This window comes from Pseudomonas sp. JAI111 (assembly GCF_024809425.1).
Lineage (GTDB): Bacteria > Pseudomonadota > Gammaproteobacteria > Pseudomonadales > Pseudomonadaceae > Aquipseudomonas.
The window spans coordinates 281,859-308,173 of the sequence record NZ_JANUCB010000006.1 but is presented as its reverse complement, the minus strand read 5'-3'; the positions used below and the strand labels follow the sequence as shown (position 1 = coordinate 308,173).

Here is a 26,315-nt window from a genome sequence, read left to right as displayed (position 1 = left end):
GAGATACCGCAATTGAAAAAGAACGTTCTTATCATTGGCGCAGGAGGTGTCGCTAAGGTGGTGGCCCACAAGTGCGCGCAGCACAACGACGAACTCGGTCGTATTGCTATCGCGTCGCGCAACATCTCCAAGTGCCAGGCCATCATCGACAGCGTCAAGGCCAAGGGTAGCCTCAAAGTACCCGCCGACATCAAGGCCTTCGCGCTGAACGCTCTGGATGTCGAGGCGACCAAGGCGCTGATCCGCGAAACTGAATCGCAGATTGTCATCAACGTCGGTTCCGCCTTCCTCAACATGTCGGTGCTGCGCGCCTGCATCGATACCGGCGCAGCCTACCTGGACACCGCTATTCACGAAGAGCCGGGCAAGGTCTGCGAGACACCACCGTGGTACGGCAACTACGAGTGGAATCACCTCGAGGAATGCCAGCAGAAAAACATTACCGCCATTCTTGGCGTGGGCTTCGACCCCGGCGTGGTCAATGCCTATGCAGCTTTGGCGAAGCAAGAATATTTCGACAGCATTGATTCGATCGACATTCTCGACGTCAATGCCGGTTCCCACGGCAAGTATTTCGCTACCAATTTCGACCCGGAAATCAATTTCCGCGAGTTCACCGGACAGGTGTGGAGCTGGCAGAACAGCCAGTGGACCAGCAACGCCATGTTCGAAGTCAAACGCACCGACGACCTGCCGGTCGTAGGGTCGCAGAACCTGTACCTGACCGGCCACGATGAAGTGCACTCCCTGTCGAAAAACCTCGGCGTGCCCAACGTGCGTTTCTGGATGAGCTTCGGTGAGCACTACATCAATGTGTTCACCGTACTGAAAAGCCTCGGCCTGCTTTCCGAGAAACCGGTCAAGACGGCTGAAGGTCTGGAGGTCGTGCCGCTGAAAGTGGTCAAGGCCGTGCTCCCTGATCCAAGCTCGCTGGCGCCGGGCTACACCGGCAAGACCTGCATCGGTGATCTGGTCAAGGGCACCAAGGATGGCCAGCCGCGCGAAGTCTTCATCTACAACGTGGCCGACCACGAAGAAGCTTACGCAGAAACCGACAGCCAGGGCATTTCCTATACAGCTGGCGTGCCGCCCGTGGCCGCAGCGCTGCTGGTCGCCCGTGGCGAGTGGGACGTGCAACGCATGGTCAACGTCGAGGAGCTGTCGGCTGAGCCGTTCCTTAAGGCACTGGACGTGATGGGCCTTCCAACCCGCATCAAGGACGAGAATGGAGATCGTCCCTGGAACGGTAACGTCTGAGGCTCGTAACCTGCCGCTGAGCTTGATTGCCAGTGCCAAAAACGCCGCTCATTGAGCGGCGTTTTTGTTTGTACGTGATTTCTGGATGGTGAACTTCAGGAGGAAAAAACTTCCGAGCGTTGTTGCGCGGGCTCCTTGTGTCTGTGCGGTTGCTGCCGGGCTAGTCGCACCTGGACGTCAGTGACTGCATCCAGGACTTTCTGCGCCCAGCGCTCATCTTCCGGATGCACGACAACCACGCGAAAACCGTGGTCATGACCTTCAATCCGTACGCCTTCGGAATCGTCGACATGCAAGTCGATATCGAATGCCGGCGGAAACTTCGAGGGCGCGTTCGACAGCCCATGCACCGTCAGGGCACGGTTATGCCGCACACTGTTGACCACGCCGTCGACGCGGATCCCGTAGAGCAATAACCAGCGCCGGATGTAGGACGGCGTGCGCCCCGACGATGTGTAGACCCAGATGCTGCAGCCCTGGCGACGTAATTCTCGGGTCAGCGAGCGTGTTCCGATCCGCAACGGCTCACCCAGCCAACGGTGAACACAGGCTGGCAGCCGGCTTTTCTCGACTGCGCAGTGGTGGAGTTGGCAGGCCAGCGTGTCATCGATATCGAACGAAATCCGTATGCGCGCACGCCTGAACGCGGGCATCGGGATGGCACGCTGGGTGGCTTGCCATACCCGGCTGGCGGAAGTTCGGCATTTGGCGAGCATTGGATACCAATCCATCAACGGCCTCCCTGATGGACTGGCAAGCGCTTGTCTTTGAGAAAAAACTTCAAGGGATCAGGCGCCTGTTCTTCCAGGAACGCTGCATATTTTTTCTTGATCTTGGGCAATTCGTACAACGCCTTGACGCCATGCTTGGCGGAGTTGCGTATGACCGAGGACGGGTTGAAGTAGCCCTCGGCGTTTTTCAGTGTCAGCACGAACGGCGGCAGACCTGCGCGCATCAGCAGATAGCTGACGATAAGCGAGCCACTACGGTTATTGCCTTCAATGAACAATTGCGGCTTGCTGAGGATGCGCACATACACACCGGCGGCACGCTTCCAGACTGATTCGCTGCGATGCGCAGAGTACCAGTTGAACAAGTCTTTGATTCCACCTTCGACGTTGCTGAAGAAGTGTTCCTCGGTGGCGGCGAGGTGTTGAGCGAATTCCAGCCGGCGAGCCGGGTCTCGGCCGCACAGCACCGTGGCATTGATCTCCAGCATCAGATTCAACTGCTGAAGATCAAACAGGTCGACATCCCGTGCAACGTAATCGTCAATCAGGGCATAGCCTTCAAGCACGTTCTGCAGCACTTCGTCCGTCAAGGGATCTCGCTGCTCGGTGAATTGCGTGCTGAGCTCGGCAAATCGACTTTGCACCTCACGCAGCGCACGTTCAATCGCGGGCAAATCAAGACGACGCTTTGCGAACATTGGCAATCCTGATGAAGATGAGTGAGCAGGTAAAGCGACCGAACGCACGCCAATGTCGATTGGCCCTTGGCGGCATTCGGTCCTGACCGGATGGTTGTCGATTAGCTGAATTTACCGCTGATGTAATCGCTGGTCATTTGCTCACGTGGGTTGTCGAATATCTGCGCGGTGGGGCCCATCTCAACCAGATAACCGGTACGCGTGCCCTGCGAAATATCTACCGAGAAAAATGCCGTCGTGTCAGCGACACGGATCGCCTGCTGCATGTTGTGGGTGACCAGAGCGATGGTGTAGTCCTTCTTCAACTCGACCATCAATTCCTCGACACGGCGTGTTGCAATCGGGTCGAGTGCCGAGCACGGCTCATCCAGCAACAGGACTTCCGGTTCGGTGGCGATAGCGCGGGCGATGCAGAGTCGCTGCTGCTGGCCCCCCGAAAGGGACAGACCGCTGACCTTGAGCTTGTCCTTGACTTCATCCCACAGCGCGGCGCCCTGCAGCGCGTGCTTGACGCGGTCACCCAGATCGCCCTGGTAACGATTGAGGCGCAGGCCGAAAGCCACGTTATCGAAAATGCTCATCGAGAACGGGTTCGGCTGTTGGAACACCATCCCGATGTAGCGACGCACGACCACTGGATCGACGCCCTTGCCATACACGTCTTGCCCGAGGAAATGCACATGGCCCTCGAAACGAAAGCCCTTTACCAGATCGTTCATCCGATTGAGGCTGCGCAGCACGGTGCTCTTGCCGCAGCCGGAGGGACCGATGAATCCGGTGATCTTGTTTTTCTCGATCGGCACATGGCTGTCACGGACCGCCATGAAGTTGCCGTAGAAAATCTTGTCGAGCTTGCAGTCCATGACCACAGATGCCTGGGCCTCGAACGGGGCAGCTTTTTGCGCAGATAATACGTTCACTGTATTTGCTCCCATTCTCAAAACTTCGGCTTGCCGAAAATACGGCTGACGATATTCACGATCAGCACGATCATCACCAACACGAGTGAGGCCGCCCATGCGAGCTCAAGCTGATTGTCGAACGGCATGCCGGAGAAGTTATAAATCAGTACGGCAAGCGATGCGGTCGGGTTCATGACCGCCAGGCTGCCGTCGTGGTAAATCCAGTAGTTGCTGAACAGGGCGGTAAACAGCAATGGCGCGGTTTCGCCGGCTGCCCGCGCCACCGCCAGCATCACGCCGGTCAGGATCGCCGGCATGCCGGTAGGCAATACGATTTTCCAGATAACCTGCGAACGGGTGCAGCCCATGCCGTAGGCCGCATCCTTCATGATCTTGGGCACCATCCGCATCGACTCTTCAGCGGTCAGCACGACGATCGGCAGCATCAGCACTGCCAGTGCCACGCCGCCCGCCGGTGCCGAGTACGTGCCGGTGGTCATCACCACCAGGGCGTAGGCAAAAACCCCGGCCAGAATCGAAGGCAGCCCCGTGAGCATCTTGGCGGCGAAGCGCGCGGCGTTGGCCAGCTTGCTGTCCGGTCCAAGTTCAGCCAGAAAGACCGCCGCCATGATGCCGACCGGAACCGCGATTGCGGCTGCGATACCGACCATGACAAAGGTGCCTGCCATTGCGTTGCCGAAGCCGCCGCCGGTCTCGAACCCGGTCGGCGGAAGTTCGGTAAACACCTCCAGGCGAAGGCGGGCGCCTCCGCGCGTAATCAGCATGTAAAGCACGGAAATCAGCGGCACGCTCGCCAGCAGGGCGCCCGCCCAGACCAGAGTGGTCAACACCAGGCTGCGCAGGGCGCGGCCTTCAAATTTGCGCTGCAGACTTGGCAGCGCGGCTGCAGTAGAACTGAGGTCATTCATCATTTAGTACCCCGCTGGGCATAGACCATGATCATGGAACCGATGACGTTCACTATCAGGGTGATCAACATCAGTACCAGTGCGGCATACATCAACACCTCAACCTCGGTCGGCCCCGCTTCGGGAAAGTTCAGCGCCAGCAAAGCTGCCAGCGTGTTGGCCGGTGCAAACAGAGAAAGAGAAATATTGTTCGAGTTGCCGACCAACATCGCCAGGGCCATGGTTTCACCCAAGGCCCGACCCAGGCCCAGTACCAGTGAGCCGGAAATGCCGGTGGCAGCGGATGGCACCATCACCTTGAGAATCGCTTCCCAGTGGGTAGTCCCCATGCCATAGGCGGCTTGCTTGGTTTTCATCGGTACGCCCGAGAGGGCATCCTGCGAAACGGCGGCAATCGTCGGCAGGATCATGATGGCCAGCACCAAGGCTGCGGGTAACAGGCCTGGCCCGCTCAAGGTCGTGCCGAAAAAAGGTATCCAGCCAAGTTCGCTGTTCAACCAGTCCGTGAGGGGCCGAATGGCCGGAATCACCACGTAGATCCCCCACAGACCGTAAACGACGCTGGGAATCGCCGCGAGCAACTCGACAATGGTGCGAAAAATGGCTGCAAGCTGGGCAGGCAGGAAATCCTGGGTCAGGAAAATCGCCATGCTGACGCCGAAAAAGCCTGCGATCACCAACGCGATCAGGGCGCTGTAGAGCGTGCCCCAAATGGCCGGCAGAATGCCGTACTTGCCTTGGTTCACATCCCAAACGGTACCCAAAAGGACGTCCAGACCGTGCTTCTCTATGCCGGGAAGAGCCTTGCGCCCCACCTCGAATACCAAGGCAAACACCAGCGCCAGAACCAGAACCACGCCAATCCGCGCAAGCGCGCGAAAGGTGCGATCAAGCAGGAAATCCTTTGCAGAAGGGGGCTGGCATGCAGAGTCCGGATTAACCGGTACGACAAATGGCTTGTTCATGGGCTAATTCCGGAGCGTGGGGGAAATCCCTTCGGCGAGGCTGATTGCGCACGCCGAAGGAGCCTCGCGAGCGTCACTGGATGTTGGCGGAAGCTTTACGAACCTGCTCGACGACCGATTGCGGCAGGGGGATGTAACCCATCGAATCGGCGATTTTCTGGCCTTCAGTCAGACTGTATTCGACCATTTCGCGCATGGCCTTGGCCTTGGCCGGGCTCTCGTTCTGCTTGCGGAAAATCATCCAGGTGTAGGACGTGATCGGGTAGGACTTGGCGCCATCCGGATCGGGCAGCCAGGCCACCAGGCTTTCCGGCATCTTCACCGCAGCCAGAGCCTCTGCTCCGCTTTCTGCGTTCGGTACAACGTAAGCGCCGGCCTTGTTCTGCAACTGGGCAAAGTCGACTTTAGCCAGCTTGGCGAAGCCGTATTCGATGTAACCAATCGCACCCGGGGTCTGGCGTACGGTGGCTGTTACACCATCATTCTTGGGCGATTTGATGAACTTGTCGCTGGCCGGCCAGTTGACGGTGTTGCCTTCACCCAGCTCCTTTTTGAACTCTGGATTGATTGAAGCCATGTGCTTGGTAAATACCGCGGTAGTACCGCTGGAGTCTGCACGTACGACAACCGTGATCGGCATGTCAGGCAGTTTCAGCTCCGGGTTGGCCGCGACGATCTTTGGATCGTTCCAGCGAGTGATCTTGCCCAGGAACACATTGGAGTAAACGTCGCGCGGCAATTTAAGCCCTTTGGGACTGCCCGGCAGATTGTAAGCCAACACGATTTCACCCGCGGTCATCGGCAGCAACTGCGCGCCTTCCGCAACCTTGGCGATGTCTTCGTCTTTCATCGCCGAGTCACTGGCTGCGAAATCTACGGTTTTGTTCAGGAAGTCCTGCACACCCGCACCGCTGCCCTTGGATTGATAATCCACGGTGACGCCAGTGGCTTTCTTGCTGAAATCCTTGAACCAAGTGAGGTAGATCGGTGCTGGGAAACTGGCACCAGAACCTGTCAGGCGGACGCTGTCATTAGCGAAAGACACTGAGGAGGCACAAAGAGAAACCGTAACGGCGAGCGCAGCAGACTTGATCAAACTTTTCATTAAAGGAACTCCTTGTGATAACGGGCTCCCGAACTTTGAAGCAAGTTTGTGAAGTTTTTATGATGGTTGGGCGGTCACGGTGTTTGGGGTGGGGGGGTGGTTTTGGGGTGGATTGGCTGGGGCGGGGGGGGGTAGGGCCACTGAATCTATCGGTGAGGATGTCATGCTGTCTTTCGGTTTGATCACCTTGAGCTGGCGGTCGGAGAGGCGGGTGATTTGAAGCTGAGTTTCAGTTCAGCTTCAGCCACTTGGGCCGAGATCTGAACCGGCTTGGGCATCAACCTCATGCTGTGCCTTGCGTGGTGATTAACGGTCTCCAGCCAGAAGGGGGCTGGCCTGAGCACTTTCGGCGCCTTGTTGGAGCACTGGACAAGGCTGGTAGGGCATGTTCTATTCTTGCCTTTGATTTGGGAAATTTCCTACAGCCCAAGTCGACTCTGATGAGGCGCTTTCAGGATTAAAGCGTTTCCGCCAAACCTCCGCCGTTGTCACTTATCAAGGATGATATTCATGCAAAGCGATTGTCCAACCAATAACAACGCGCCCATGCAGTCCGTCGACATGCACCAATTGCTCGATGCCGAGCTGAGCAGACGTGGTCTTGGGCATTTCGAGGTTTACCAGTGTGGGCCGACGCTGGATGAAGCGGAAATCATCACCAATTATCCCGATGCGCTGGACCGTGGTGACTCTGCGGATGACTTCTACCAACGCGGTCAATTGCTGTCTTTGTCCAAGCGCCGCATAAAACCGTTTTTCTGGAGCGATGAAAACATCCTCGCGCCCGCAGCAGAAGCGGTCCCGGTGCCGGGGCCCTGTGCACCCGTCGGTGAGGGAGCCAGTTTTATCGTGCATGGCAATCGGGGCTTTTATTCGATCCTCAACCTGTGCAGCTTCGGCGAACACCAGCAGTTTCGCGAGAGAGTGTTGGCTAACAAAAGTGAGCTGCAGATGCTGCTGGTCTCGGTCTACGACGAGTCTTTGGAAAGCGACGTAGTCGTGCGCGCCCCAGTTTTACAGGAAACTGTACTCACGCCTCGGGAAATGGAGGTGTTGTCCTGGACCAGCCTGGGCAAGACGTATAACGAAATAGCGCTCTTGGTTTCAATGAGCCCGCGCACCGTCAAGTTCCATATGAAGAATATCTTCGGCAAGTTGGATGTCACCAACGGAAAGTCCGCAATTCGCAAAGCCTTGCAACTGGGCTACATCCGCGAACAGGCCTGATCAGCACGCACTCCCATCTGCCAATGCCACGCCAGCCAGCCAGTGAATTTTCACCGGCTGGCGTGCGCGTGCGCGCGTGATTTGGCCCTACCTGTCTAAAAGGGCAGCTTGTTCGCGATCAAGCGGTGCTTTAGTTTTTTTGCAGCCGAAGAGTCTAGCTCAGGCAAAAAAACAATAGCCGCAACACCTGAAAAGACCTTAGCCCAGCAATGAGCATGGTGTTGCAGCGTGCCGCTTAATTATGGAGTGATTATGCTGGTCGATAAAAACAAAGGGCCTGTTGGCGAATACGCTGCAGGTATTTCCCGTGAAACCTTCGGAATGCTCAGACATCTGTGCAAGAAGGATAACTATCACTGGGCCATGGCGCTGGGTAAGGACTACGCAATCATCGTTTTTGCCATCTACCTGTCCCTGGGTGTCAGCTACTGGTTCTATCCGCTTTCGCTATTTCTGATCGGTACCACCCAACGTGCCCTGACGAACGTGCTACACGAGTCAACCCACAAGGTCTTGGCGAAAAACCGTGCGATCAACTGGTTCGCCGGTACATTTCTCTCGGGCTACCTGGTTTTCCACCTGTATCAGTCCTACAGCACATCGCACATCAAAAACCACCATGTGCACTTGGGGCATCCGGAAAAAGACCCTGACTACAATTTTCATCTCAAATGCGGCCTATACGACTTGCAGCAGAGCGAGCATGAGTTTTTCTTGAAAAACGTGGTGATGGCGCTGTCCGGCTACAGGACCCTTCAGTACATCAAGTACGTGGTCAAGGACCGGGTCCAGGGCCAGGACCCCCGCATTCGCAATGAACGCAGGGTGATGTGGGCCTACTGGGCGGTGATTCTGGCGGTGGCCGTCTGGTTTGGCGTGGTCGCTGAACTGGTGCTGTTCTGGCTGGTACCGCTATTCACCACCGCCGTCGCCGTAGGCTGGATCATCGAACTCGCAGAACATTATCCGCTGCCTGCCGTGGAGACCGACAAGCTCTTGTTGACCCGTAACCGTAAAGGCAACGTGCTGGAAAACTTCTTTTTTGGTCGCCATGACGATAACTATCACCTTGTGCACCACCTGCACCCGTCGATACCCCATTGGAATATGCGCAAGGCACATAAGCTGCTGATGTCACATCCTGAGTACGCGCGCTGGGACAACATGTGGGCCGGTATTTTTACTCGTGACCGGCATAGCCGCCATAAAGAGACCCTGCTCAGTTACGCGGCCAAGTTCCGCGCCCACAAGATTGTCAATCAAGGCGACGATTCGAGTTTCGCACGGCGCATGCTCAACCAGGCTTCCGGGGTTTAACGCCATGAACACTACTGATAACAGCTTGCTGGCTACCCTGGCCCTGAAGAAACTGGCGGCGAACAAGACCTATCGCGACTTGTTCCTGGCCAGCGAGACGCTGCGTGATTTCCTGCGTCCTGCAGCCCTTCGCTACATCATTTCCGAAGACCGCCTGGAGATGCTCGACAAGCTGGCTGCCCTGTTGGGAAAAGGCTATCGCACGGGTGTCGAGTTCGTCGGCGAGGAAGCGACTACGTTGGCCGAAGTGACCACTGCAACCGACGAATACCTGAAGCTGATCGATTTGATCGTGCAGCATCCCAAGCTCGGCGAACCACCTCAACTGGGGTTCGACCTGTCTAACGTCGGCACTATCATTTCCCGGGAACTGGCGATCGAGAACTGCTCGAAGATCCTGACCCATGCGGCCGACAAAAATGTCGGTGTGATCATCAGTATGGAGCGCTCCCAATGGACGGATTCGATCCTCGATATCTTCCTGCAACTGAGCGGGCGCTTCCCCAACGTGGGGGTCACCCTGCAGGCGCAGTTGAACCGAACCCCGGATGACCTGGGGGCAGTCCTGGAAACCGGCTGCAAAGTGCGCTTGGTCAAAGGCGTCTATGCTGAGCCTGCCGCGATTGCTTTGCCCCGTGGTGAGGCCCTCAACGAGCGTTACCTGGGGCTGCTGGACCGGATCAATGGCGGCCGTGGGCAGTTTGCTTTCGCGACCCAGGACCCGTTGCTGATTGAAGAAATTCTCACCAGCCACATCGCCAACAGCGGCGAGCTGGAGATGCTCCACGGCGTGCGCCCTGAACTGATCAAGGCGGTAAAAGACCAAGGCCAGGTCAGGGCCCGGGTATCGGCGGTGTATGGCACCAACTGGTACTTGCATCTGCTGCACCGTGTGGCTGAGTTTCCGCAGAACATTTTCCTGGCGCTGGATGACGTGGCTTCGCCACGGGCCTCTGAAACCGCCACTCATTACTGAAAAGGACATTCTTATGAAGCAGTACGTCGCGTTGGTGGATGTCTACTCGAGCGGTAATTTCCTGCCGCAATATTTCCGGGATGCCGGTTTCAGCCTGATCCATGTACAGAGCACCCCTGAGTTGATGCCGAGCATGCTCGGGCCGAACCTGTCGGAGTTCGAGCACAATTTGGCATTCAACGACAATGCCGAAGAAATCGTGCGACGTCTGCGTGATTTCAACGTAGTCGCCGTCATTGCCGGCCAGGAGCCTGGCGTGCCATTTGCCGACTACTTGAGTGAACAGTTGCAATTGTCCACCTCCAACGGCAGCGCTGGCTCACGCGCTCGCCGCGACAAGTTTGAAATGATCAAAAAAGTCGCCGCCGCGGGCCTGTTGACGGCACGCCAGATCAAATCGTCGAACCCCGCCGAGCTGCTGGCCTGGGTAGAGGCCGGCCAAGTGTTTCCCTGCGTGATCAAGCCGCTGAGCTCGGCCTCGACCGACGGGGTTTCGATCTGCCATAACGTCGAGGACGTCAAGCGTGCTTGTGAGGAAGTGGTGTCTAACCTGGATATCTTCGGTTTGGCCAATACCGAGATTCTTTGTCAGTCCTACCTCAAAGGCCTGGAGTACATCGTCGATACCGTCAGCCGTGATGGGCAGACCTACGTCTGCGGGATCTGGCGCTATGTGAAGCGCGAAATCAGCGGCGGCAAGAACATCTACGACCGCGACGTGCTGATTGCCCCGGACAGTGCCGAAGCCAATGTGCTGGTGGACTACATCGTGCAGGTACTCAAGGCGTTGGGTATCAATAACGGCCCGGCCCATTCGGAAGTGATCCTCACCGAAGCCGGCCCCGCTCTGGTGGAAGTCGGTGCTCGCTTGAACGGCAACATGGAACCCAAATTCCATGACATCAGCCTGGGCGGCAACCAGGCGCAGCTTACCTTCCTGGCGTACTGCGACAGTGAGGCGTTCAAGGCAAACTACGCCGGCAAGCGCTACCACAAGCTCAAGGAAGCCTGTGTCATCAACACCGACACCACGCTGCAAGGTGAGGTTACCGGATTCAATGACGCGGTCATTCACCTGATTGAGGGGCTGCCCTCGGTGCATAAGCTGAGTGTCAAATACAAGGCTGGCAAGCTGATGAAAAGGACCGTGGACCTGCTCAGTAGTCCGCTGCGGGTGTTCCTGGTATCGGAGAGCCAGCGCGATATCGACCAGGATTACGAGCAGATCCGCCAGTACAAAGACAACGTCTATGTGATCCGCTGAATATGGGCACTTATCGCGCGTTGCGCGGGCTCAACGCTCGCTTGCAGTTGCTGTTCCTGATCACCCTGGTGTTCCGCATGGGCACCATGGCGTTCCCTTTCTATGCGGCGTACCTGATTCATCAGCACGCCGTATCGGCGGGCACCGCGGGCTTGCTAGTGGGCGTCTATGGTGCGGGGGCGTTGTTTGTGGACTTGATCATCGGCGCAGTGATCAAGCGGTGTTCCGCCAATCGGGTGATCCTCGGTTCGTTGCTGCTCAATGCGCTGCTGCTGCTAATCATTCCGTCTGTGGACAACCCCGCGGTGCTGTTTGTGCTGTCGTTTCTGTGGGGCGCCTGTTATGAGGCATTCACCCCAGCGACGTTCTCCGAAACAGTCAGGCATAGCAGCAGTGAGTCGCGCAAAGTGGCTTTCTCTTGCAACCGCCTGGCGATCAATATCGGCATGGCGATCGGGCCACTGCTGGGCAGCCTGATTTTCCTGAGTAACGCCGACGCGGTGTTCTACATAAACGCGGCGTTGTCCCTGTTGGCCTTCGTTGCCTGCCTGTGGTTCGGGCGTGCGGTGCCAGTAGCCCAAGGGACTGCCGTCGTCAGCAAGGGCAATGGGTTGCCGGAGAGCGCACTGCACGAGCGCTCGCGCTTGCTGGTGATTTTACTGGCAGCATTGCCGGTGCACATTGCCTATGCGCTGCCACCGACCTTCCTGTCGGCCTACATCATCAATTACACCGAATTGCCGGCGTACTACGTCGGTATCATTTTTTTCGTCAATGCACTGTTGGTGATCGTGTTCGAAGTGCCGATCAACCAGCGTATGTCGCACCTGTCGAGCAGCCGGTCGCTGGTGGCCGGTTTCCTGGTGGCCGGTGTGGGATTCTTCCTGATGGGCTTCAGCCATATCGGCGCATTGTTGCTGGTGTCCACCGTGTTCTGGAGCCTGGGGGAGATGATCGTGTTTCCAGGCATCACCCACTACGTCAGCAGTATCTCCAGCCGTCACACCGTGGACCGCAACCTTGGCTATTACTCGGCGGGAGTCAATATCGGCGTGATGCTCACGCCGTCGCTGGCGTTCATGCTGGTGTCACAGCCATCCCTGCCTTCGCCGTGGCTGTTGGCGGGCACGGTATTGCTATTGTTCGCGGTGGCGGTGGGGGTAATGAAAGGGTCGACTGTCTTGTGGAACAAGGAAGCGTGAAATGAATGTGGTACATCTGAACACTGCCGGTGCGGGCCTTATGTCGTCGGCTACTCTGAATGCGATCCAGCGTTTTACCGCCATTGAAGCGCAAATGGGCAGCTATGAGACCGAGCTGGCCTACGAAGAATTGCTCAACGTCGATCTGTATCGGATGACGGCCGGACTGTTGAATGCACAGCCTTCGCAGATTGGCTTTTTCAGCAGTGCCACCGAAGCCTGGACCAGCATTCTCAGCAAACTGCAATTCCCCCGAGGTAAGCGGGTTTGGGTGTCGACCTCGGAATACGCGGCGAATCTGATCTTCTTCAACTACCTCAAGCTATCGCGTGAGATCCGCGTCGAAGTGATCCCGACCACGGCCACCAGCCCGCTGGACCTGGAATGGGTGCAGCGGCATTTGGACGAGGACGTGTTTCTCGTCAGCGTTTCGCACCTGCCCTCGTGCTGTGGGGTGATCAATCCAGTGGAAGCGCTGGGTAGGCTGCTCAAAGGCTCGAACGCGCTGTATGTGGTGGATGCGTGCCAGTCGTTGGGGCAGCTGCCGCTGGATGTGCGCGACATCCGCTGTGATCTATTGACGGGCGCAGGCCGCAAGTTTCTCTGCGGGCCCCGTGGCAGTGGGATTGCCTACGTGTCGCCCCGCCTACTTGGCCAGTTGCAGCTGAATTTTGCCGATTTGCACGCCGCCAGCACGGATGGCCAGGTCAACCGGGTGGACATGTCCGGCGCGCGGGTGCTGGAGATCGCTGAAAAGAGCTTTTCGGCGCTGGTGGGGTTGCACACTGCGTTGCAGGAGTACGTACAGGTGGGCGGCGGGCAGATGAGCACGGAGCCCTATGCACTGTTGGTGCAGGAGTTGCGGCGTCTGCCGCAGTTAACGCTTATGTGTGAGCAGTTCGAACAGACCGGGATTGCCTCTTTCGTGCCACACAACATGCCGGCCCAGGCATTTGTCCGCCAGGCCCGCGAGCTGGGGCTCAACCTATGGGCGGGCACTGCCGCCCATACCCCTTTGCTGCTCAAGGACCTGGGCGTCACGCACTTCGTGCGTGCCTCAGTAAGCCGGCACATCACCCTCGCCCAGATTGAACAGGCTCTGGTGATCCTGCGGAGTCTTTAGCTGCGGCCACTCACTGGGCGGCGATGGTGTAGCCGTCAAAGGCGCTGCTGTTGCAGCGCAGTCACGATGTTCTTGCCCGTGACCGGCTGCTCCGCGCCGCTGTTGCCCAAACCACCCCGGTACGACCCACGCCGCGCAATGCGTAAGAAAAGGCGAAGAAAAGGGGACGGACGAAGAAAAGGGGACGCATTTATTTAAACATCGCGTCTGGCTTTTCCCCGGCACTGTAGGACGTGGCGTGATGAACTCGGTGTAACAGCGCACACGGTGTGTCAGTCGATTTCTGGTAGCTAACACGCCTGTTCATGTGCAAGCCTCACTCCCACAGGCTTACGCTGCCCCGTGAGATTGCGCATTTCGCAGGCCATGGTCGAGCCAAAATTCCCAACCCCCAGATGCAACAAAACCCGCACTTGGCGGGTTTTGTTTTGCTTCGTATTTGGTGGAGCCGGGGTAATCTGAACTGGTCTATTAAGTTGTTGATTTTAATAGATAAATATCGGTTAAGTATTTTCTTGGAATACCTTTTGGAATACCCATCGATGAATTTGAATTCGGGACGCTTTGGGTTGAGAAAACTTATCGTGTCACGAGGTAAAGCCTGTGCGCTGTCTCACTCAGTATGAGCTCCTCAAGAATTTTCGTCCTAGACAACTGATGCTCTTCGGCAAGCTTATCGAGGGCGGCGTTGATGTTGTTGTTAAGCACAAAGTTGTACTGCTTCTTGTGGGTAGCGTTCACTCGCGTCTTTTGCGTGCTCCAGCGTCTCTTGATCTTCTCCACGTAGAGCTCTTTTTCGCCGGATGAGGCGCTACTGTGGTCGAAAAACTCCAGTAGCTCGCCATGTCGGGTGAAAGGCTTCTCGAGTCGGATTAGCGTCGGCTGGTTCTGCTCTAGCCAACTCCACGCCAGTGAGCATTTTTCTCGCTCATCTTGGTCTTTGAACCACTTGAAGATTTTGTCGGTTCGCAGGTGCTCATTCCAGTCTTCCGAAAGGTAGCGTAAGGCCCTCTCTTTCCTGCTGAATTCCGTATTCCAAAGGTCGAAAAGTACTATCACCTGATCCTTGTTGGGTAGTGTTCGGAAAATGCTGTTGCGCAGCCTTAGGTTGGTCTTCCTCATGGCTTCTGCTGCCAACCATTTCGGCTGCCGCCCGTTCTTTTCTATCCAGCCAAAAGCTTCCAGCGGGAGGAGTTGCGTTTCTCGAGCGTGTTCAATTTCGCGCTTTAGACTTCGGCTGTCTTTGAGTGTCCGCGCGATTTTGTCACGCATCGTAGGGCTATTGAATTGGCAGTCATCGAGGCGCTCTCCTTCCCGTCCGACTAGAGATAGCCACAGCCAGGCCACCTCTCGGTTATTTAGTGACCATCCAGTCAGTAAGGCAGAAAGATTGTCATCGTCATCTTTTTGAGTGTCTTCGCTCAGAACAAAGGTCATGGGTAGATCGCTTATAGATGTTTTGTAGAGCATATTAAGACGATTTCTAGATGTAAGATAGGTGCGTGATAGATAAGGATAAATTTCTATTGTGGCCAGGTTTGTATGGCCCCTACAGCTTTCAAGGGTGCTAGAAGCGGGGTTTTTGGTAAGTCGGTAAACCTGCAACCTGCGATGCCAGTGGCGTGACATAAGCAATTCGTTGAGGTCAGGATTGACTAGAGATGGTTACGCTCCTTTGAAGTTATTTCCATGGTGGGTCTGCTCACTGCTGCATAAGTGCTCGCACCGACGCTGATGCGGAAAGTCCAGGCTCTTACAGAGTGATTGCCGTGATTACGATTTTGGATTGTTCCTGAGCAGTATTTTTTTACTGCCACTGCAGATCCTCTGAGCTAACAGAGGAGCCCGCTCATGAGGATCATTCGCCTGAAAGAAGTAATCGATTCGACCGGCCTGGCACGGTCGACCATCTACAAGTACATCGGGGAGGGCACCTTCCCGAAGCCGGTTTCGTTGGGGGATCGCTGCGTCGGCTGGGTAGACAGCGAGGTACACGACTGGATCCTGGCAAGGATTGAGGAGCGCGATTCGGCTGAAGACTCTCCAGTCCGACTCGGCCGCCTGGGCGTGGTCAGCTAGTAGCTAACTTTTAGGCCATGACCGGGCGAAAGCCCGTCATGGCCTTTATGCCGGTTGAGCCTTGCCGACCACTTGGCACTCCCTCCAGTAAGTCCGGGTGATGTTGCTCCCCATCGCTCGGGTTGCTGGAGGTCAGAGGGCCAGTGCCGGAGCTGTTGGAGCTGCCGGACGATGATTTATTTCCGGAGTGAGGCATAGGGTGAAAATGACGGTGTGGCTGGTTAGTCGGGGTCATTTTCCCAGGCACATCGAGGAAGGTGTTTTCGGTATGGGTAATATGCTTTTACTACTACTTACCACCTGTAAGGTTAGTAGGCTGGATACATCATCACCTGATGGGCTATTACCCCTTTGGCTCGCATACCGGTGGTATCACAACTATCTACTCGGTAGAGGTCTATCGGCCCGGAAAAGGTAGCGGTTAAAAATTACACAGTAGGCACTGGTTATGTAACTCACTAACTGAGAGTCATAACCATGCTTCGACATCCCGATAACACCAATCTCCATCTGCACCGCGAAGACACCTTCGAAGGCTTGCCAGTCATGGTCGAGAAAGGCCCCTTCGTTCGGCAATACCTATCCCGCTTGAAGCGCACCATAGATTTGGCTCTTAGCCAATACTCCAGAGTACTGGCCTTTAGAGTGGATCTCCGTCTGCCGCTCGGAGTCGATCTGCCTCAATATGCGTACACGAATGAGGTCATAAGTAGGTTCGTAGCTTCCTTCAGCGCGAAGATCGAGCATAACCGTGACAAGGCTCGTGAGCGGAGCCTGTACGCTCATGACTGCAAGGTCCGCTACGTCTGGGCCAGGGAAGTGGGGCATGGCAACAGGCCTCATTACCACCTGGTGATATTGCTCAATCGAGATGCGTACCGGGCAGTAGGTCGGCTTGTATCCAGACGACCAAGGATCTTTAGTCGCATGGAGGAGGCATGGGCCAGTGCTTTGGGCCTGCCTGACGATCAAGTTGACGGGCTGGTCGAGATCCCTCGCAACGCAGAGTACCGATTAAACCGGTATCTGCGTGCCGGCGATGAGGACGTGCTGCCGGGTCTGTTCTACCGCGCCAGCTACCTGTGCAAGTCAGCTACGAAGTTGTATGGGGACAACCACCATTGCTTTGGATGCAGCAGGAGCTAAGTCACGACTCTGGTCTTGCCTCGAGTAGAGGCGCCAACGCTATAGAAATCCCTGGTTCGTCGCTAAGATGCCCTGTTATCATCATTTTTAGCATGACTAATGATGGCAGTGTGGACAAGGATCAATTTAAATGCCGAATCTGGCACCGGGTGGAGCCTCACCTAATCAACGCGAACGCCTTTGGCAGATCGATTTCCTCGCGCGTTTTCGTGGTCAGGTGTCCCGGCAGGATCTGGTGCGTCGCTTTGGCATTGCACTGTCAAACGCCACTCGGGACTTCACTCTCTACCGTCAGTTGGCACCTGATAACCTGGATTATGACCACCGCGACAAGGTGTATCGCAGGGCTAAAGGCTTCCAACCTCTGTTCATCTATGATTGTGAACATACCCTGCAAACCCTGACCTGGGGCCAAGGGGTGGGATTGGAAGCCTGTGACCAGCCGATTCTTGTTGACTCTGCGCCGACACTGAATCAGCCCGATCTAGATATTCTGGCAGCGGTATCCCGTGCCATGTATGCAGCAAAGGCGCTGACCATCCGTTATGTGTCTGTTAGTAGCGGTGAATCTACACGTGAAATTGTGCCGCACAGCTTGGTCAATACTGGCCAGCGCTGGCATACGCGCGCCTATTGTAGATCGCATTCCGAGTTCAGGGATTTTGTGCTGACCCGCATCACCGTCGCAGACGAAGTGGACGGTTTGATCGATGCAACGGTTGAGTCTTTGGCTCAGGATCAGGAGTGGAATCGTGAAGTGGAGCTGGAGCTGATTCCGCACCCCCGCGCAACCTATTCCCGTGCCATCGAGTTGGATTACGGTCTCGACTCCGGGCAATCCATCAAACTGTCAGTCCGGGCAGTAATGGCCGGCTATCTGCTACGGCGTTGGGGTGTCGACTGCAGTCCCAAGGCATCATTGCACCCTGATGAGTATCAACTGGCGTTGCGTGACCCCGAGTGGGTCGCAAACCAGGTCAACCTGTCCATTGCCCCTGGCTTTAATGATGAGAACGGCCGCTGATGAGCACGACCGAATCCCAACAAAAATTTGGCTTCAAGTTCGGCCGCAACGGTGCCCACTCCGCCCGCACCATGATGCTGGCAGAGATTACCGAGCTGTTTCATGGTCGTGGAATTGAGGCGAGCCTCGCCCAATACCAGGAAGACATAGAACTATTCAACGTGCTGCATAAGCCAACTGAGAAGGCAAGAAAGCTGACTTGGCGTCACCTGATCGACCTTTATGGCATGGATATCACTCTCCCGCTGTTCCGGACCTTTCGCCGTTTATGGGAGAGCGACGAATCCGCAAGACCCATGCTTGCTTGCCAAATGGCGCTGGCTCGGGACCCGCTGCTGCAACTGTCCCAAGACAAGATCCTTTCGCTGGCGTCAGGTCAATGGCTGCCCCGTGAGGAAATGGAGCAGGCGCTGGACGAGCAATGCCCTGATCGCTACAGCAAAGCGATGCTTAAATCTCTGGCGCAGAACGTCAACGGCACCTGGACGCATGCAGGCTTTCTGAAAGGGCGAACTAAAAAGCACCGTGCTGAGCCAGTGGTGCGCCCGGTCAACGTGGTGTTTGCCTTGTTTCTCGCTTATTTACAAGGCGCCACCGGCAACCGGCTGTTTACCAGTAAATGGACCCTCCTGCTTAGCAGCCGCCAGGAGCGATTGCTGGAGTTGGCCCGTCAGGCCAGCTACAGCGGGATGATTAATTTCAAACACTCCAGTGAGGTGGTGGAAGTAACCTTCCCCGACTACCTGAGCAAGGAAGAGGAGTCCTGGTTGCATGAGTAACCGACTGAACCGCCTTATCAAGAGCTACGCCAACCATATCAGCCTGCCTTGGATGAAGGGCTTGGCCAATGAACAGCGGGTGTTGTTTGCCGTTTACCATAAAGAGGACGAACTCAAACTGCGTGCCAGGGTTGAAGAGTTTCGACTTGCCACTGAAAGCGCCGGCCACCTGTGGTTGGAGCTGGATGTTACCCGCCTGTTCTCTGACTGGATGGCCAAGCAGAAGTACCGCGAAGACTACTTTGAAGATCCGGACACCCTGGCTCCAAAGTACAAGACCTTTGTCCGCCAGTCCGTCGAAGAACTAGCTGCGCGAATTAACAGCCAAGCCGATGAAAAGACCGTCGTCGCGCTCATGGGCTGCGGCACTCTGTTTGGTTTTGCCTCCGTCTCGGACTTTGTTAAGCAGCTTGCGGAGCATGTTCCTGGGCGCCTGTTGGTGCTCTTCCCTGGCGAGTACATCAATAACGGCTACCGCCTGCTCGATGCCCGCGACGGCTGGGGTTACCAGGCTACGGCGATCACCGCTGATAATTGAATTCAGTCGTATAAAGACACTAACGCATAGATTGGCGCAGTAGGCGCAAAGGGAGCATGCCCAGGATGTTGAACCGCGAGATTTACCAGCTCGACCCGCAGCAGAATCGTCTGGAAAACAATGGTGTCGCCGAAGTTAAGGACGACCAGTCAGCTCAGGCACTCAAGACTCTTCGCTACGAGCTGCAAACTTTCGTCTGCGACGGTGAATACCAAGCCGGCCTCGATAAGATTCTATCTGCGTACCTGCGCAATTTGGGCAGCCAGCACGAACAGCCCGGCGTGTGGATCTCTGGCTTCTTCGGTTCCGGTAAATCGCACCTGGCCAAAATGTTACGCGCACTGTGGACTAACCAGCCGTTCAGCGATGGAGTTTCTGCTCGCGATATTGCCGATTTGCCGCAGGAGGTCAAAGACCATTTTAAGGAGCTGAGCAACGCCGCAAAACGCCACGGCGGTCTGCATGCCGCCTCTGGTACTTTGGGCTCCGGTGCTAACAACAACGTGCGCCTGGCGCTGCTCAACATTGTGTTCAAGTCCGCCGGTCTTCCCGAGCAGTACCATCAGGCTCGCTTTGTGCTGTGGCTGAAAAAGCAGGGTATTTTTGATCAGATCAAAGACAAGGTCGAAACCGCGGGCGACAGCTGGGATGACGAGCTAGAAGACCTCTATGTCTCCCGAAGCATTGCCGGGGCACTGCTTGAGGTAGACAGCACCTTGGGCGATGACGTCAAAGGTGTGCGCCAGCTACTGCGCGAGCAGTACCCAAACGTTCAGGATGTCACCAACCAGCAGATGGTTGATGCTATTTACGACGCCCTATCCAAAGAAGGTCAGTTCCCGCTCACCCTAGTGGTGCTCGATGAGGTGCAACAGTACGTCGGCTCCGATACCGACAAAGCGCACCAAGTCCAAGAAGTAGTAGAAACCTGCTGCAAGCATTCCATTTTCCAGAACAAGCTCCTGTTCGTTGCTACCGGCCAGAGCGCCTTGTCGGGCATGCCTAATTTGCAGCGTCTGCTTGGTCGCTTCCAGATTCCAATTCAGCTATCCGATACCGATGTCGAATCGGTGATCCGTAAGGTCATCCTGCAGAAAAAAGCCTCGGCCAAGCCGCAGCTGGAGCAGATGCTGCAATCGCATCTGGGCGAGATCTCGCGCCAGCTGCGTGGTACCAAAATCGAGCATCACCAGGATGACGAAAAAGTCATGCTGGCCGATTACCCGCTGCTGCCTGTGCGCCGCCGCTTCTGGGAGCGGGTGCTGCGTATTGTCGACACCACCGGTACTGTTTCGCAACTGCGTAACCAGCTCAAGGTCATCCACGAAGCCGCCCAGGCCACCGCCGATCTGCCGCTGGGCCATGTGGTGCCGGCGGACTTCATATACAACCAGATCGCAGTCAACCTACTGCAGACCGGCGTAATCTCCAAAGAAATCGCCGAAACCATTGGTCGCCTGTCCGCCGGCGATGCTGACGACAAGCTCAAGTCGCGCATTCTCGGGCTGGTGCTGCTGATCGGTAAACTGCCTTCAGATCCCACCGCCGACTGCGGAGTGCGGGCCACCGCCGACATGCTGGCTGACCTGCTGATTGATGACCTCAATAGTGGCAAAGATTCTATTCGTACTAGCGTGCCTAAATTGCTGCAGGCATTGGCCGACGAAGGTCTGGTGATGTCTATGCAAACCAGCACCGGAACCGAGTTCCGTTTGCAAACTCAGGAGAGTGCGCAGTGGTACGACACACTTCGCCAGGAAGAAGCCGACCTGCGCGGCAATATGCAGCGTATCGAAAATATCCGCGTAGACCTGTTGCACAAAGAACTACGCCGCCAGGTAGCCCAGGTGCGTCTCACCCAGGGCAAGTGCAACGAACCACGCCAAGTTATCCCTTGCTTTGACCCCGAGTTGCCCAAAGACGCCAAAGAAAAAGTCTATGCCTGGATACAGGACGGCTGGAGTATCGATGAGAAGAGCTTCCTCGCCGATGCCCGCAGCCGCCAGCCGGGCGAACCCACTATTTTCGTCTTTGTACCCGCGCGCAACCGCTCCGAGCTGACCAGCGCCATCATTGCTGAGAACGCCGCTCACGCCACTCTGGAAAAGCGCGGCATCCCCAATACTGATGCCGGCAAAGATGCCCGTAGCGCGATGGAAACCCGCTACCGCGATGCGCAAAAACAGGTACAAGCACTGCTGCGCGAAATCTTCGACGGCGTGCAAGTGGTTCAGGCCGGTGGGAATGAAGTAGACGGCAACACTATTGCCGATCGGGTAGAAACTGCTGCTAAAGCCTCCCTGATTCGCCTCTACCGTGACTTCGATGCCGCTGACCATGCCGGCTGGGGAAAGGTGTATGACCGCGCCAGCAAAGAGGGTGGGCAAAATGCCCTGGAAGCACTGAGCTACAGCGGTGATGCCGAGCAGCATCCAGTGTGCGCTGCCATTAAGCGCTATATCGGCGTGTCGAAAAAAGGCAGCGAGATCCGCGAGCACTTTCTGGCAGCCCCATACGGCTGGCCGCAGGACGCCATCGACGGTGGCCTGGCCATTCTGATGGCCACCGGCATTCTCATCGCCTACGACAGCCGCAACAACCCGGTTACTGCCACAACGCTGGATCGCAAGCAGATCACCCAAACCAACTTTAAGCCGGAAAGCATCACCATCCGCCCGGTAGACCTAATCAAAATACGCGGTGTACTCAGCAGCAGCGGGATCGATTGCCAGCCCGGTGAAGAAGCTACCAAACTGCCCCTTCTAGCCGAAAAAGGCCGTGAACTGGCCAAGCGCGCCGGGGGGGAAGCCCCTCTGCCGAAAACCCCCGACAGCCGTATTTTCGATGAACTAGCGCGCCACTCTGGTAACGGACAGCTCAAGCATGTGCTGGATGAGCAAGACACTATTAAGCAGGCGATCAAGGAATGGACCGACATTGCTCAGCGCATCGAAGCACGGCGCGGTAACTGGACGCTGCTGAAAAACCTGCTCGACCTCAGTCGCGGTTTGTCTTTCCATGCCGCTATCCAGACCGAGGTGAATGCCATAGTCAGCCACAGGTCTTTGCTGGATGACCCCAATCCTGTCTCCGGCCTGGTTCAGCAGCTGGTCAATAAGCTGCGAGATGCTATTCAGTTCCATCTGCAGGCCTATCAGGATCGGTATACCGAGTGCCTGGCTCAACTGCATGCCGACAGCCACTGGCTGCAACTCAGCGAGCAGCAACAGAGCGATATCCTTGGCAAACGTAAACTGCTTACCTTAGCGCAACCGGCGCTGAACGACGCCGAGGCGATTATCGACAGCCTCAATGACGTCAGCCTGGAGCAGTGGAACGATCGCACTGAATCGCTGGCCAGTAAATTCGATAGCGCTCGCATGGAAGCCGTTCAGCTGCTGCAACCCAAACTGCAACGCATCAGCCTGCCGCGTAAAACCTTTGAGACCGAGGCCGACGTTGACGCCTGGATGGCTGAGGTGAAGCAGCAGATTCTCGACAAACTCAACGATGGACCGGTGACTTTTTGATGACTCGACAGCCCCTTGGTAAGTCCCTGCGCCGTGCGCTGGAAGCCACCGTCGTCAAAGCCCGCGACATCGCCGAGCAAGCAGCTACCCAAGCCGTCAAAAGACTGGGCGTTGGAGATGCTAAGCCGGCCGACTACCTGAGCGATGAGCAGCGCAAATTGCGCACTCGCCTGCGCGCCCATGGTCGTCAGCTAGGTGATAACAAAGATGCCAATGGCCAGCAATCCATCAACAAGCTGGTCACAGAAGTCGCTTACGAACACTGGCACCGCATGTTGTTTGCGCGCTTTCTGGAGCAGAACAACCTGCTCATGTATGACGAGCACACGCAGTTGACCCTGGCCGAATGTAATGAGCTGGTGCAAGACCCGGATGTGGCCCGTGACGAATTGGAGCGCAGCTGCCAAAGCGGTTGGGAACTGGCCGGGGTGCTATCGTCGAAGATGCTGCCACAGATTTTTCGCATCGACTCGCCAGTGTTCAAGCTGGAGTTTGCCCCTGAACACCAGCGCAGCCTGGAGCAACTGGTGACTGGCCTGGCCTTGGAAACCTTTCAGGCCCAAGACAGCCTCGGCTGGGTTTATCAGTTCTGGCAGAGCAAGCGCAAGGAGGAGGTGAATAAGTCAGCGGTAAAAATCGGTGCTGATGAGCTCTCGCCGGTCACCCAGCTGTTTACCGAGCCCTATATGGTCAGCTTTCTTCTGGATAACAGTTTGGGCGCCTGGTGGGCCAGCCAGCGCCTGGCCGGCAGCGATTGGCAGCAAGCTAATAGTGAACAGGAACTGCGCGACAAAGCCGCCATCCCCGGCGTGCCGCTGAGTTATCTACGCTTTGTTAGAGATGAGGTAACCCAGCAATGGCAACCTGCCTCTGGCACCTTCGATGCCTGGCCTAAGCAACTGAGCGAACTGAAAGCCCTCGACCCCTGCTGTGGCTCCGGTCACTTTCTGGTCGCCGCCTTCTTGATGCTTGTGCCCATGCGCATTCAGGCCGAGAACCTGACAGCCCAGCAGGCAATCGACCGTGTACTGAATGATAACCTGCATGGCCTGGAGCTGGATCAGCGCTGTGTGGAGCTGGCTGCCTTTGCCGTAGCTTTGGAAGCCTGGCGCTATTCAGAAGCAGGCGGTTACCGCAGTCTGCCCGAACTGCATCTGGCCTGCAGTGGCCTGTCCATTGCCGCTGCTCGCGATGAATGGAAGGAACTCAGCCTAAGGGCCGGCAAGCAGAACTTGACCATCGCCCTGGACTGGATGTACCAGACATTCCAGGACGCGCCGTTGCTTGGTAGCCTGATCAACCCACGCCGCAGCAAGGCAGCTCAAATTGCCCAGTGGGGTGAGTTACAGCAACTGCTTGGTGAGGCGTTGTTGCAAGAGCAAACCAAACAGCAGATTGGGGCTGACGCTGAGGCATCTGACCACACAAATCGTCTGGAAGCGGGGATTGTCGCCAAGGGTTTGGCCAAGGCAGCCGAGCTGCTGGCAGGCCAGTACACATGGGTGATCACGAACGTGCCCTACCTTGCGCGGGGCAAGCAGAACGATATCCTCAAGGACTATTGCGAAGCCTATTACCCCGCAGGCAAGAACGATCTGGCCACGGTTTTTCTCGATCGCTGTCTGGAGTTTTGTGTGCAAGGCGGCACCGCCAGTATTGTCTTGCCACAGAACTGGCTGTTCCTCACCAGCTATAAAAAATTCCGTGAAAAGCTGCTGCAGAACGATAGCTGGCATTTGATTGCCCGCCTGGGGCCTGGGGCATTCGAGACCATAAGTGGCGAAGTGGTCAAAGCGATTCTTATCAACCTAAGCCGAGGCAATGGGGCTGGTCAATTTGCGGACTTGCTTCACAGAGGTGGGGAGGGCAATTGCATACGTGGCGTTGATGTTTCCAAGTCGCGCACGGCGACCTTAAAGGCAATTGGTTTGCTGGAAGATAGCGTGAAGAGTGTGGCCCAGAGTGACCAACTGACGAATCCAGATACGCGCGTGGCATTTGATGAGCGTTCAGGCGAGCTTTTGTTTGAACACGCAAGTAATCATCAGGGGCTTTCTACGGGAGATAATCCACGCTTTAGAAAGTATCACTGGGAAATAGATGATTTTAGTGATTTGTGGGTTTGTGAGCAATCCACGATTAATGATGGAAACCATTTTGGAGGGCGGTCTGGGGTTTTACTTTGGGAAGGTGGGCGTGGAAGTCTGTATCAATTTGGTAGAGATAATGTCGCCACATTACACAACGTAGATCAACGTGGTAAAGATGCCTGGGGTAAATATGGGATTGGTATATCCCAAATGGGTAGTCTGCCAGCTAGTCTTTATAACGGGCATCACTTTGACACAAATCTAGCAACTGTCATTCCTCTAAATAGTGCGCACTTAGCGGCAATCTGGAGCTTTTGTTTCTCGCCGGAATTTAATCAAGCTGTCCGTGAAATTGATCAGTCGTTAAAAGTTACTAATGGTACTTTGGTAAAGATACCTTTCGACCTTGAGTATTGGTCCTCGATCGCCGAAGAAGAATATCCTCGCGGCCTACCACAGCCCTACACAAATGACCCCACCCAATGGATCTTCCACGGCCACCCCTGTGGCGCGGTGATTTGGGGTGAGGAAGCCAAATGGACCGCACATGGAGAGCTGCGCGTCGATGACAGCGTACTGCAAGTGGCCGTTGCCCGTTTGCTTGGTTACCGTTGGCCGGCGGAGCTAGAGGCAGATATGGAGTTGTCCGCAGAACAGCGTGCCTGGGTTCAGCGTTGCCGTCAGCTCGATGCCTATGCGGATGACGATGGGATTGTCTGCCTGCCTGCTGTGCGAGGTGAAAAGGCCGCTGACCAACGCCTGGAAGCTCTGCTGCAAGCCGCCTACGGTGACGCCTGGACCACGCCGCTTAAAAACCGCCTGCTGGAAACCGTCGGCAGCAAGTCCCTCAGCTTGTGGCTGCGCGATAAGTTCTTTGAGCAGCACTGCAAAGTGTTTCAGCAACGGCCGTTTATCTGGCATATCTGGGACGGACTCAACGACGGCTTCAGCGCCTTGGTCAACTACCACAAACTCGACAAAGCCGGCCTCGAACGCCTGATCTACACCTATCTGGGCGACTGGATCCGGACCCAGCAAGCCGGTATTGCCAACGGTGAGGACGGTGCTCAGGAACGCCTACTCGCCGCCGAAGCCCTCAAGCGCGAGCTCGAAGCCATCCTTGAAGGTGAAGCACCCTACGACATCTTCGTGCGCTGGAAGCCTCTGGCCGAACAGCCCATCGGCTGGACACCCGACCTCAACGACGGCGTGCGCCTCAACATCCGCCCGTTCCTCAGCGCCCGCGACGTCGGCAAAAAAGGCGCTGGCATCCTGCGCTGGACGCCCAATATCAAATGGACCAAAGATCGCGGCAAAGACGTCGAATCCGCCCCCTGGTACACCATCGGCCTGCAGTACGACGAAGGCGAAGGTGCGCGGATCAACGATCACCATCTGTCGTTGGCTGAAAAACAGGCGGCAAGGAGCTAGCC

General features: G+C 56.3%; 21 protein-coding genes. 14 read left to right on the top strand and 7 right to left on the bottom strand.

Going from position 1 to position 26,315, the window contains the following annotated elements; genetic code table 11:
* The first annotated feature begins 12 nt into the window (after positions 1–12).
* A complete protein-coding gene (locus HNR03_RS20515; protein WP_222589701.1) occupies positions 13–1,257 on the top strand; it encodes a saccharopine dehydrogenase family protein in 1,245 nt (414 codons plus the stop codon).
* Between the two features lie 95 nt (positions 1,258–1,352).
* Here the strand turns inward: HNR03_RS20515 and HNR03_RS20510 are convergent, their stop codons facing one another.
* The 6 genes from HNR03_RS20510 to pstS form a co-directional block, all read right to left on the bottom strand.
* Complete coding sequence (locus HNR03_RS20510) at positions 1,353–1,988, bottom strand: hypothetical protein (protein ID WP_259155480.1); 636 nt, start codon at positions 1,986–1,988, stop codon at positions 1,353–1,355.
* Complete coding sequence (locus HNR03_RS20505; RefSeq protein WP_259155479.1) at positions 1,988–2,686, bottom strand: hypothetical protein; 699 nt, start codon at positions 2,684–2,686, stop codon at positions 1,988–1,990. Before HNR03_RS20505 ends, HNR03_RS20510 begins: the two co-directional genes overlap by 1 nt.
* Before the next feature lie 101 nt (positions 2,687–2,787).
* Positions 2,788–3,621, bottom strand: a complete 834-nt coding sequence (gene pstB, locus HNR03_RS20500) for a phosphate ABC transporter ATP-binding protein PstB (protein WP_405046064.1) — start codon at positions 3,619–3,621, stop codon at positions 2,788–2,790.
* 2 nt (positions 3,622–3,623) lie between these two features.
* Entirely contained in the window at positions 3,624–4,517 is an 894-nt protein-coding gene (pstA, locus tag HNR03_RS20495; protein ID WP_222590335.1) for a phosphate ABC transporter permease PstA, read from the bottom strand.
* The gene (pstC, locus tag HNR03_RS20490) at positions 4,517–5,482 is read right to left on the bottom strand and encodes a phosphate ABC transporter permease subunit PstC (RefSeq protein ID WP_259155478.1); all 966 of its coding nucleotides are present in this window, start codon (positions 5,480–5,482) and stop codon (positions 4,517–4,519) included. The genes pstA and pstC overlap by 1 nt, the downstream gene beginning before the upstream one ends.
* Before the next feature lie 73 nt (positions 5,483–5,555).
* The gene (gene pstS / locus HNR03_RS20485) at positions 5,556–6,587 is read right to left on the bottom strand and encodes a phosphate ABC transporter substrate-binding protein PstS (RefSeq protein ID WP_259155476.1); all 1,032 of its coding nucleotides are present in this window, start codon (positions 6,585–6,587) and stop codon (positions 5,556–5,558) included.
* A gap of 561 nt (positions 6,588–7,148) precedes the next feature.
* Here pstS and HNR03_RS20480 point away from each other — a divergent pair.
* From HNR03_RS20480 to HNR03_RS20455, 6 genes are all read left to right on the top strand, one after another.
* A complete protein-coding gene (locus HNR03_RS20480; RefSeq protein ID WP_259155475.1) occupies positions 7,149–7,814 on the top strand; it encodes a LuxR family transcriptional regulator in 666 nt (221 codons plus the stop codon).
* Between the two features lie 252 nt (positions 7,815–8,066).
* Positions 8,067–9,131 carry a fatty acid desaturase family protein gene (locus HNR03_RS20475; RefSeq protein ID WP_259155473.1) on the top strand — a complete coding sequence of 355 codons (1,065 nt, stop codon included), beginning with the start codon at positions 8,067–8,069 and terminating at the stop codon, positions 9,129–9,131.
* Positions 9,132–9,135: 4 nt separating this feature from the next.
* Positions 9,136–10,107, top strand: a complete 972-nt coding sequence (locus HNR03_RS20470) for a proline dehydrogenase family protein (protein ID WP_259155472.1) — start codon at positions 9,136–9,138, stop codon at positions 10,105–10,107.
* 13 nt (positions 10,108–10,120) lie between these two features.
* Positions 10,121–11,371 carry an ATP-grasp domain-containing protein gene (locus tag HNR03_RS20465; protein ID WP_259155471.1) on the top strand — a complete coding sequence of 417 codons (1,251 nt, stop codon included), beginning with the start codon at positions 10,121–10,123 and terminating at the stop codon, positions 11,369–11,371.
* Positions 11,372–11,373: 2 nt separating this feature from the next.
* Positions 11,374–12,573 carry an MFS transporter gene (locus tag HNR03_RS20460; protein ID WP_259155470.1) on the top strand — a complete coding sequence of 400 codons (1,200 nt, stop codon included), beginning with the start codon at positions 11,374–11,376 and terminating at the stop codon, positions 12,571–12,573.
* 1 nt (position 12,574) lies between these two features.
* Positions 12,575–13,696: an aminotransferase class V-fold PLP-dependent enzyme gene (locus HNR03_RS20455; protein ID WP_259155469.1), complete on the top strand. Its 1,122-nt coding sequence runs from the start codon at positions 12,575–12,577 to the stop codon at positions 13,694–13,696.
* 579 nt (positions 13,697–14,275) lie between these two features.
* On the opposite strand, the gene HNR03_RS20450 is transcribed toward HNR03_RS20455, so the two are convergent.
* Positions 14,276–15,133, bottom strand: a complete 858-nt coding sequence (locus HNR03_RS20450) for a hypothetical protein (RefSeq protein WP_130872496.1) — start codon at positions 15,131–15,133, stop codon at positions 14,276–14,278.
* A gap of 414 nt (positions 15,134–15,547) precedes the next feature.
* On the opposite strand from HNR03_RS20450, the gene HNR03_RS20445 reads away from it, so the two are divergent.
* The 7 genes from HNR03_RS20445 (at position 15,548) to HNR03_RS20415 (ending at position 26,313) form a co-directional block, all read left to right on the top strand.
* Positions 15,548–15,775 carry an AlpA family transcriptional regulator gene (locus HNR03_RS20445; protein ID WP_057024534.1) on the top strand — a complete coding sequence of 76 codons (228 nt, stop codon included), beginning with the start codon at positions 15,548–15,550 and terminating at the stop codon, positions 15,773–15,775.
* Positions 15,776–16,252: 477 nt separating this feature from the next.
* Positions 16,253–16,921, top strand: a complete 669-nt coding sequence (locus HNR03_RS20440) for an inovirus Gp2 family protein (protein ID WP_259155468.1) — start codon at positions 16,253–16,255, stop codon at positions 16,919–16,921.
* A 130-nt stretch (positions 16,922–17,051) separates the two neighbouring features.
* On the top strand, positions 17,052–17,945 hold the full coding sequence (locus tag HNR03_RS20435) for a WYL domain-containing protein (RefSeq protein WP_057429190.1): 894 nt from the start codon (positions 17,052–17,054) through the stop codon (positions 17,943–17,945).
* Positions 17,945–18,724 (top strand): hypothetical protein, encoded by a 780-nt coding sequence (locus tag HNR03_RS20430; protein WP_057429191.1) that lies wholly within the window; start codon positions 17,945–17,947, stop codon positions 18,722–18,724. Before HNR03_RS20435 ends, HNR03_RS20430 begins: the two co-directional genes overlap by 1 nt.
* On the top strand, positions 18,717–19,262 hold the full coding sequence (locus HNR03_RS20425) for a BREX protein BrxB domain-containing protein (RefSeq protein WP_259155465.1): 546 nt from the start codon (positions 18,717–18,719) through the stop codon (positions 19,260–19,262). Before HNR03_RS20430 ends, HNR03_RS20425 begins: the two co-directional genes overlap by 8 nt.
* 65 nt (positions 19,263–19,327) lie before the next feature.
* Positions 19,328–22,792, top strand: a complete 3,465-nt coding sequence (gene brxC / locus HNR03_RS20420) for a BREX system P-loop protein BrxC (RefSeq protein ID WP_259155464.1) — start codon at positions 19,328–19,330, stop codon at positions 22,790–22,792.
* The gene (locus HNR03_RS20415; RefSeq protein WP_259155463.1) at positions 22,792–26,313 is read left to right on the top strand and encodes a BREX-1 system adenine-specific DNA-methyltransferase PglX; all 3,522 of its coding nucleotides are present in this window, start codon (positions 22,792–22,794) and stop codon (positions 26,311–26,313) included. The genes brxC and HNR03_RS20415 overlap by 1 nt, the downstream gene beginning before the upstream one ends.
* The last annotated feature ends 2 nt before the right edge of the window (positions 26,314–26,315 follow it).

Coding starts and splice junctions, on each gene's coding strand:
- HNR03_RS20465 (WP_259155471.1), top strand. CDS start 10,121: ATGAAGCAGTACGTCGCGTTGGTGGATGTCTACTCGAGCGGTAATTTC.
- HNR03_RS20460 (WP_259155470.1), top strand. CDS start 11,374: ATGGGCACTTATCGCGCGTTGCGCGGGCTCAACGCTCGCTTGCAGTTG.
- HNR03_RS20470 (WP_259155472.1), top strand. CDS start 9,136: ATGAACACTACTGATAACAGCTTGCTGGCTACCCTGGCCCTGAAGAAA.
- HNR03_RS20445 (WP_057024534.1), top strand. CDS start 15,548: ATGAGGATCATTCGCCTGAAAGAAGTAATCGATTCGACCGGCCTGGCA.
- HNR03_RS20510 (WP_259155480.1), bottom strand. CDS start 1,988: ATGGATTGGTATCCAATGCTCGCCAAATGCCGAACTTCCGCCAGCCGG.
- brxC (WP_259155464.1), top strand. CDS start 19,328: ATGTTGAACCGCGAGATTTACCAGCTCGACCCGCAGCAGAATCGTCTG.
- HNR03_RS20450 (WP_130872496.1), bottom strand. CDS start 15,133: ATGACCTTTGTTCTGAGCGAAGACACTCAAAAAGATGACGATGACAAT.
- HNR03_RS20440 (WP_259155468.1), top strand. CDS start 16,253: ATGCTTCGACATCCCGATAACACCAATCTCCATCTGCACCGCGAAGAC.
- pstA (WP_222590335.1), bottom strand. CDS start 4,517: ATGAATGACCTCAGTTCTACTGCAGCCGCGCTGCCAAGTCTGCAGCGC.
- HNR03_RS20475 (WP_259155473.1), top strand. CDS start 8,067: ATGCTGGTCGATAAAAACAAAGGGCCTGTTGGCGAATACGCTGCAGGT.
- HNR03_RS20455 (WP_259155469.1), top strand. CDS start 12,575: ATGAATGTGGTACATCTGAACACTGCCGGTGCGGGCCTTATGTCGTCG.
- pstS (WP_259155476.1), bottom strand. CDS start 6,587: ATGAAAAGTTTGATCAAGTCTGCTGCGCTCGCCGTTACGGTTTCTCTT.
- HNR03_RS20435 (WP_057429190.1), top strand. CDS start 17,052: ATGCCGAATCTGGCACCGGGTGGAGCCTCACCTAATCAACGCGAACGC.
- HNR03_RS20415 (WP_259155463.1), top strand. CDS start 22,792: ATGACTCGACAGCCCCTTGGTAAGTCCCTGCGCCGTGCGCTGGAAGCC.
- pstC (WP_259155478.1), bottom strand. CDS start 5,482: ATGAACAAGCCATTTGTCGTACCGGTTAATCCGGACTCTGCATGCCAG.
- HNR03_RS20505 (WP_259155479.1), bottom strand. CDS start 2,686: ATGTTCGCAAAGCGTCGTCTTGATTTGCCCGCGATTGAACGTGCGCTG.
- pstB (WP_405046064.1), bottom strand. CDS start 3,621: ATGGGAGCAAATACAGTGAACGTATTATCTGCGCAAAAAGCTGCCCCG.
- HNR03_RS20480 (WP_259155475.1), top strand. CDS start 7,149: ATGCACCAATTGCTCGATGCCGAGCTGAGCAGACGTGGTCTTGGGCAT.
- HNR03_RS20430 (WP_057429191.1), top strand. CDS start 17,945: ATGAGCACGACCGAATCCCAACAAAAATTTGGCTTCAAGTTCGGCCGC.
- HNR03_RS20425 (WP_259155465.1), top strand. CDS start 18,717: ATGAGTAACCGACTGAACCGCCTTATCAAGAGCTACGCCAACCATATC.